The organism is Candidatus Bathyarchaeota archaeon (assembly GCA_023131225.1).
Classification (GTDB): domain Archaea; phylum Thermoproteota; class Bathyarchaeia; order Bathyarchaeales; family SOJC01; genus JAGLZW01.
Genome location: JAGLZW010000047.1, coordinates 1 through 6,568, shown reverse-complemented (window position 1 = coordinate 6,568; position 6,568 = coordinate 1). Strand labels below are relative to the sequence as shown.

Genomic DNA, 6,568 nt, shown 5'->3' with positions numbered 1-6,568 from the left:
ATGGAAGGTCTGGGCCACAGTTGACGTTGCCTGCGTAGTGGTCAACGACACCATGGAATTCAAGTACGACTACAAAGTCAACATTTGGAAAGTTGAGCTGGACAAAGAAGAGTATATGCACTGTGAAAACATCGAAATCACGATACATTACGGAAGCTACATGATTCAAAGCGTATTATTTGGCGAGCCCAACAGCATAACGTTCACTGTTACAGTTGTTGACGCGTCAGGTGTACCATTCGGTTTTGATTACATTGTTGTCACAATAGGAACAGATAACATGAATGACTGGTGCATGTACATGAATGGAACAGTTGTGCTCACCGTACACGTGGTGAAGTGGGCTCGTCCACCAATGGGAACAATACACGTTGGTGCTCTGAACGGCTTCCCGCAAGACGGCGGTTCAGCAGAAACACCAGTATACAGTCTAAACTTTGCCATACTAGCTTATGGCTAAGCCATAAGCTCGGAAACCGCTTAGCCAAACTCCATACCCTCTTATTTTTTGTTTAACCCCCCCTTCTTCTAGGAAGAAGGCCTCATGATTGCCAAGGAGAGACACGAGAAGAGAAAGAGAAATTTCTGGGAGATTAAAACTCTATGGACAGCCTGACATCTTGAGGAATATAGAAATGAAGTTTTGAGAAAATTAGCTGATGTGACGCCTTAACGAAAGATTGAATTTAAAAAAAACAGATTTTGAACGGAGAAATTCCGTCAAGATGGACTCAAACTCATGTTGACTCCATACTTCTCTACTTACAGACCGCTAATCCTTCCTCTGTAAAAGACTCTTGGAGCCTTTGGCATGAGCGACTTGAATGAAAAGATTAAAACGTTAGCTTCTCTAATCGCTGAAAAACCTCTAGAACAACGAACGACTCTAATCGAGAAACTCCGCCAAGAGCTATGTTTTCACACAGATAAATACGGTTCAGCAAAATCGTATTGGTCGATACAAAACAAGACAGTCCTGCGCGCACAACGTAGTAATTGCAGCTGATAACTACGGAGAAAGCCGGTAGCCACAACTCCATTTCTGCATTCATTCGTAAACAAGCGATATTCGTTTCGGATTTTTTTCGGGTTATCTCTCGCATTTTCCCCATTTTTTCAGTGTATTCTGTGCAACTATAGGAGACTTTCGCCTAGGCTTTTGAATGAGAATTCTTTGATTTCACCCTCATCCGTTATCATAACAAAGCTTTGAATATCCTCTAAATACTGCGCCCAATCTTCTCGGAACTTGGCTATTTTCTGAGCGTAATCTCTGTAATCTTTGTGCAGAGACATTATAACCCCAGTCATGCCTAATCCCTGGCCCCGCGCGGCGAAAAATACGTTTGGAAACTTTGCCGCATATTTTTGTAGTTTTTTGAATAGTTCTTCAGACACGACTTCTGGATGCATCTTAACAAAAGTTAAAACGAGTATTTCAAAGCCTAGTTTTCTCCAATCGGGCATAATGGTGTAGCTCCTGATGAGTCCTTCTCGTTCAATTTTGTTGCGAGTCCGAGTTATGGTTGGTTGTGAAACTCCCAGCTTTTTTGCTAGGCTTCTATCGCTTTCCTTAGAGTTCTTTAACAGTTCTATCAATAATTTAGTGACTAGTTGTTTCCGCATAATTGAGAATGTGCTATAGTTAAATTTACATTTTTTGGTTTAAAATATGTGTGGATCAAGAAAGTAGGTGTGTGTTACCTATTCAAGTGTTGGTAGTGATATCTCCCGCATCTCCCCCATTTTTCGCATGTCTGGCCATTCTGGATCCTTTCTTGGAAAGCTGGTTTGACATGGGAGTTTATTTCTTAAAGATGATTTCCAAACTATGCATGCATCATCACGTAAAAGTTTTATTTGTTTAAAACGCAGATTATTTTTTGGTGTTTTTTTTTCCGCGGTATCTCAGCTTAGCTTGTGGTGTATTATTCAGATTTGAGTAAGATTGGGGTATATTTTGAACCTTAGGCTATTGAAGAGGTGGGTTGAGATGTTGGGTACGGTTAGTACCGGGCTTCATCCTTCAGCTATTGTTAGTCATTTGGCTGAGAAATATTGCGTTTCTGAGCGTGTTTTGAAGAGTGATGGGCGGCAACGAGCTTTGAGTACTTCACCACAATGAACAGCATCCAGATCTTCTGAAAGCGCAGATAAGAGTATAGCTTAAACAGACAAAAATATAGGTTATATATTCGTTTGAACTATACTATCTGCTCTCCCGAAAATCTCCATATCCATATTTCACTTAATTGGAGGAAAATCATTGACTGGAAAACCATTAGTTTCCATAGTTTCTGCTGGTCTGTCAAAATTTGGAAAACGAGAAGGACTATACGGCAGAGAACTTTTCGTCGAAGCCGCCAGCGAAGCGTTCGAGAGATGCCCTAACCTAGACCCCAAAAAAGACATCAAAGCAGCGTTCATAGGCATGATGGGCGAATCTTTTGAACACCAAGGTCACACAGCACCAACTGCCATAGACTGGGTAGGATTACTACCCATGCAAGCAGTAAGAACCGAGGGAGCATGCGGCTCCTCAGCCGTCGCCATACGTTGCGGAATCTTCGCGGTTCTCTCAGGTCTCGCAGACGTTGTGATGGTTGGAGGCGTTGAGAAAATGACCCACAGAGCAACCGCAGACGTTACAGAATACCTAGCCATGGCATGTGATTTCCCCTTCGAACAGTGGAATGGCTTTACCTTCCCTGGACTCTTCGCCATGGTAGCTACATCTCACATGCATAAGTATGGTACAACCGAAGAGCAAATGGCTCTAGTGGCAGTGAAGAATCACCATCACGGCGCTATGAACCCCAAAGCCCATATGCAAAAAGAAATAACGTTGGAGAAAGCTATGTCTTCGCGTGTTATTGCGTGGCCCCTTAAGCTTTATGATTGCTCGTTAATAACTGACGGTGCGAGCTGTCTAATTCTAACCAAGCCAGAACTTGCCAGAAAATTCACGGATACACCTGTCCACATAATTGGCTCAGGACAGGCAAGTGACACTATTGGACTGTACGAAAGGAAAGAATTTACAACTCTCAAGGCTGGCCGGCTTGCAGGAAAAGAGGCTTACGGAATGGCTGGCGTCGCTCCTTCGGACATAGATGTTGCAGAAGTACACGACTGCTTTACCATCGCAGAAGTTGTGGCTTATGAAGACCTCGGTTTCTGTAAACCAGGAGAAGGCGGACGCTTCATAGAGGAAGGACAAAGTCAAATCGGCGGCAAAGTAGCCGTATGCACAAGCGGTGGACTAAAATCAAAAGGACATCCCGTAGGCGCAACCGGCGCAGCTCAAGCGTATGAAATATATCTACAATTAACTGGACAGGCAGAAAAAAGACAGGTCAAGGGCGCTGAGATAGGCTTAACCCACAACGTTGGAGGCTTAGGCGCAACAGGCGTTGTAAACATTTACAGGAGAGGTTAAAAATGACAGAAGAACCAGAACCTTTCACCATCGAAAGTTTCTACAAATTTGTGAAGGAAGGAAAACTTATGGGCGCCAAATGCAACAAATGTGGAGCACTGCTGGTACCTCCAAGACCAATGTGCCCAAAATGCTTCTCCAAAGACTTGAAGTGGAAAGAACTCCAAAAAGAAGGAAAACTGCGGACCTACACCGTGATTCATATCGCGCCCAAAGAATTCCAGCAATCAACGCCCTACGCAGTTGGGATAGTTGAGCTGGAAGATGATGCGCAACTGCCAGGAATGATAAAAAGTATAGCTTTAGATAAGATTGAAGTAGGCATGGATTTACTCGTTGGCTTTGAGAAAGAACCAGTATCCGAGGAGTGGCCGCAATGGCCAAGATACTACTTCAAACCTATGCATTCTCAGTAATATCTTGGCTTTTTTCTATTTTCGTTTTCTGTAGATGGCAACATCTTCTTTCTGCGCATGTACTTGTGACCTTTTAGTTTGCTGGGAACACGACTGGAAACAATGTCCAATTCAAGTTATCGAATTGAAAAGCGCGTGCGCATATGTGATTTTCCTTCAAAAAATTTTCTAACTACGCAAGGAATAATAGTCAAAAGCCATACCGACTTAAAGGATGAACGCAACATCTTTTTGGGGAATAGCTTCTATTAGTAAGAGTGCTGGATCCTCTTTCTTCTGTTCTAGTACTTCCAAGAGTTCTTCTATGCTGTCTTGTATTGCTATGATCTTTTGTCCTCGTACTGCAATTACTTTGCCTTGGTACTTCTGTAAAATGTCATAGTTTTCACTAACCCAATTACTGTCGCGATCAAGTTCTTGCAGAAGTTCAACCTCTGGTGGCATGGTGGTTCTCCTAGTAAACTCAATGGAGAGATGGTTGATAAGTTTTGCGATTTTAGGTAAGTCCTCCGTTTCAATAATGTTCATCGTGGTTTCCAACCCTAGATCATCGCAGAAGGCAATTTTCTATCGTATATATTTATTCTTTCTCTTTAGCGAGCGTGGGGTTCAAATCCCATCCACACACACAATTTTTCTGATAAGTTTTTGCAGAAGTTTCGTAAGTATATTTAATAATGAAATCCTATCAAGTTAAAATGAGTGCGTGAGAAAAACCCTGCAAGACATGTATATAGTTCTTTAGCAGTAGATTGAAGCTCTTCCGGGGTGCCTTTTCCTGAAAAGACGATTTGCATCTATAGCTAGTTTGGATTCTAATTCTTTTTGGCTTTTTGATATTGCACTGAGGTTTGGGTGGCTTATGATTGGGCCACTCAAGATTGCAGCTGGCTTCTTTTTGAAAATGTTTTCAACAGGAAGTGGTTTAGCTTCTAGAAGCTTGGAGATTGCTTTGGCTTGTCCTTGTTGACTACTTGTGAGCAGTTCCATAGTTTCTGCATGAGATAGTGGTCGAAGTCCAAATGGTGGTCCTACTTTTGTGAGCCTTTTCATTTCTTTCACATTGTTTAGCTTCGCCCCAACACCTGTATACTCTTCAGGGCTAAGGAGAATCAACTTAAGTCTATACGCATTTCTTGGACCAAAAATCAAAACGTTCCCTTTTTGATCTGAGAGAACTTTCCATCCTTCTGGATGCTTATTATATTGGCTCATTATTCTGTTCATCAACGACTCGATAGGTTGCGTTCTCACTTGGATCCCTGTTCTGATGATGTCAATCATAAGTCAGGCCTGAAATAAAAAGCAATCTTTCTGTATACATGCATAAAAAAGATGAAAGAACTTGCAAAAACTTCAATATAGTGATTGGAAATGAAGCGACATGGACTACGCTAAAATCACTAAAATTATCGAGGGATTGATTATCATCGTGTTGGCTGCTGTGATATTGGCTGATGGAGTGCCTGGTTTACCTGAGGTTGCAGGTGAGCCACTGCTTACTCTCCCACATTTCAAACTGGGCGTGGCAGTAATCTCACTTGTGTTAGCTGCATCTCTCCTAGAAGAAAGCAGAAAATAATCTTTCTAGTCAGCTGCAAAGATGTTCTCAAATTCCCTTTTTTTCTTGAATAAGAATAGCATGCATGCGGTGATTTTTACATGTGTACAAATTAAGATAGGCTTTTAAGACCATATAATGAACTAGAGAATGTGAATCAATGTTGGAGGTCCACATTTCTGAGTCTCAATGAGAAACTGTTAGAAGCCTATGTGCAAGCCAGTAACAGCCATGATGTAGTTGTGACACACAGAAAAGGTTTGTGGACTTCTAGATTAGCGAGGACCTGTTGCCAACACGCAACATATTTAGAGCGTTGAATCGTGAAAACTAAGGAGATTTAGTACCTGAACTCCATCAGCCTAGCTTGTGAGTTTCTATGAAGTACAGACGCTTCGGAAAGCTGAATTGGGGAGTCTCAGCTTTGGGATTTGGAATCATGAGGTTGCCTACTTTTGAAGTAGATGCTGCGAGGATTAATGAACCTGTAGCAATCAAGATGATTAGATACGCTATAGATCATGGCGTCAACTATGTGGATACAGCCTATCCCTACCATCAGGGTAACAGTGAAATTCTGTTGGGAAAGGTTTTGCAGGAAGGTTATAGAGAGAAAGTCAAAGTGGCTACTAAGATGCCGACTTGGCTCATCAAATCCCAAAAGGACATGACCAAGTTTCTGGATGAGCAACTTCACAAGCTCAAGTTGGACTACGTTGACTTCTACCTTCTTCATGGTCTCGAAAAGAAGCGGTGGCATCAGCTAAAGAAACTGAATGTCTTAGAATGGGGCGATAGGCAGATTGCTGAGGGGAAAATCGGACATTTTGGGTTCAGCTTTCATGATGAATATTCAACTTTCAAAGATATCGTGGACAGCTACGAATGGACATTATGTCAGATCCAATACAACTACATGGACACCGAGTACCAAGCTGGTACTAAGGGATTGAAGTACGCGGCATCAAAAGGATTAGCAGTGGTGGTAATGGAGCCAATCGCAGGCGGAAGACTCGCCATCAACCCACCCGATGAGATTCAGGATATGTGGAGAGAAGAAGGAAGCGGTAGAACTCCTGCTGAGTGGGCTCTCCAATGGGTGTTGAACCATCCAGAGGTTTCCGTCGCCCTCAGCGGCATGAGCACAATGGA

Annotated in this window: 9 protein-coding genes; 6 read left to right on the top strand and 3 right to left on the bottom strand. The window is 42.5% G+C overall.

Features of this window, described 5'->3' with window-relative positions; genetic code table 11:
• Together KAU88_10095 and KAU88_10090 are read left to right on the top strand one after the other, a co-directional pair.
• On the top strand, positions 1 to 460 hold a 460-nt coding region (locus tag KAU88_10095; protein ID MCK4478855.1), incomplete at its 5' end, for a hypothetical protein.
• A 351-nt stretch (positions 461 to 811) separates the two neighbouring features.
• Positions 812 to 1,006, top strand: a complete 195-nt coding sequence (locus tag KAU88_10090; GenBank protein ID MCK4478854.1) for a hypothetical protein — start codon at positions 812 to 814, stop codon at positions 1,004 to 1,006.
• Between the two features lie 128 nt (positions 1,007 to 1,134).
• On the opposite strand, the gene KAU88_10085 is transcribed toward KAU88_10090, so the two are convergent.
• Positions 1,135 to 1,626, bottom strand: coding sequence for a winged helix-turn-helix transcriptional regulator (locus KAU88_10085; GenBank protein ID MCK4478853.1), 492 nt, complete (start codon positions 1,624 to 1,626; stop codon positions 1,135 to 1,137).
• Between the two features lie 640 nt (positions 1,627 to 2,266).
• Here KAU88_10085 and KAU88_10080 point away from each other — a divergent pair.
• Both KAU88_10080 and KAU88_10075 read left to right on the top strand, forming a co-directional pair.
• The gene (locus KAU88_10080; protein MCK4478852.1) at positions 2,267 to 3,439 is read left to right on the top strand and encodes a thiolase domain-containing protein; all 1,173 of its coding nucleotides are present in this window, start codon (positions 2,267 to 2,269) and stop codon (positions 3,437 to 3,439) included.
• 2 nt (positions 3,440 to 3,441) lie between these two features.
• The gene (locus KAU88_10075) at positions 3,442 to 3,855 is read left to right on the top strand and encodes a Zn-ribbon domain-containing OB-fold protein (protein MCK4478851.1); all 414 of its coding nucleotides are present in this window, start codon (positions 3,442 to 3,444) and stop codon (positions 3,853 to 3,855) included.
• Between the two features lie 207 nt (positions 3,856 to 4,062).
• Here KAU88_10075 and KAU88_10070 read toward each other — a convergent pair whose 3' ends face one another.
• Positions 4,063 to 4,383, bottom strand: coding sequence for a hypothetical protein (locus KAU88_10070; protein MCK4478850.1), 321 nt, complete (start codon positions 4,381 to 4,383; stop codon positions 4,063 to 4,065).
• Positions 4,384 to 4,596: 213 nt separating this feature from the next.
• Complete coding sequence (locus KAU88_10065) at positions 4,597 to 5,109, bottom strand: hypothetical protein (GenBank protein MCK4478849.1); 513 nt, start codon at positions 5,107 to 5,109, stop codon at positions 4,597 to 4,599.
• A 130-nt stretch (positions 5,110 to 5,239) separates the two neighbouring features.
• On the opposite strand from KAU88_10065, the gene KAU88_10060 reads away from it, so the two are divergent.
• Positions 5,240 to 5,437 carry a hypothetical protein gene (locus tag KAU88_10060; GenBank protein ID MCK4478848.1) on the top strand — a complete coding sequence of 66 codons (198 nt, stop codon included), beginning with the start codon at positions 5,240 to 5,242 and terminating at the stop codon, positions 5,435 to 5,437.
• A gap of 358 nt (positions 5,438 to 5,795) precedes the next feature.
• On the top strand, positions 5,796 to 6,568 hold a 773-nt coding region (locus KAU88_10055), incomplete at its 3' end, for an aldo/keto reductase (GenBank protein MCK4478847.1).

Bases quoted from the DNA above. Each gene is read 5' to 3' on its own strand.
- KAU88_10060 (MCK4478848.1), top strand. From the start codon at position 5,240: ATGGACTACGCTAAAATCACTAAAATTATCGAGGGATTGATTATCATC.
- KAU88_10070 (MCK4478850.1), bottom strand. From the start codon at position 4,383: ATGAACATTATTGAAACGGAGGACTTACCTAAAATCGCAAAACTTATC.
- KAU88_10075 (MCK4478851.1), top strand. From the start codon at position 3,442: ATGACAGAAGAACCAGAACCTTTCACCATCGAAAGTTTCTACAAATTT.
- KAU88_10090 (MCK4478854.1), top strand. From the start codon at position 812: ATGAGCGACTTGAATGAAAAGATTAAAACGTTAGCTTCTCTAATCGCT.
- KAU88_10085 (MCK4478853.1), bottom strand. From the start codon at position 1,626: ATGCGGAAACAACTAGTCACTAAATTATTGATAGAACTGTTAAAGAAC.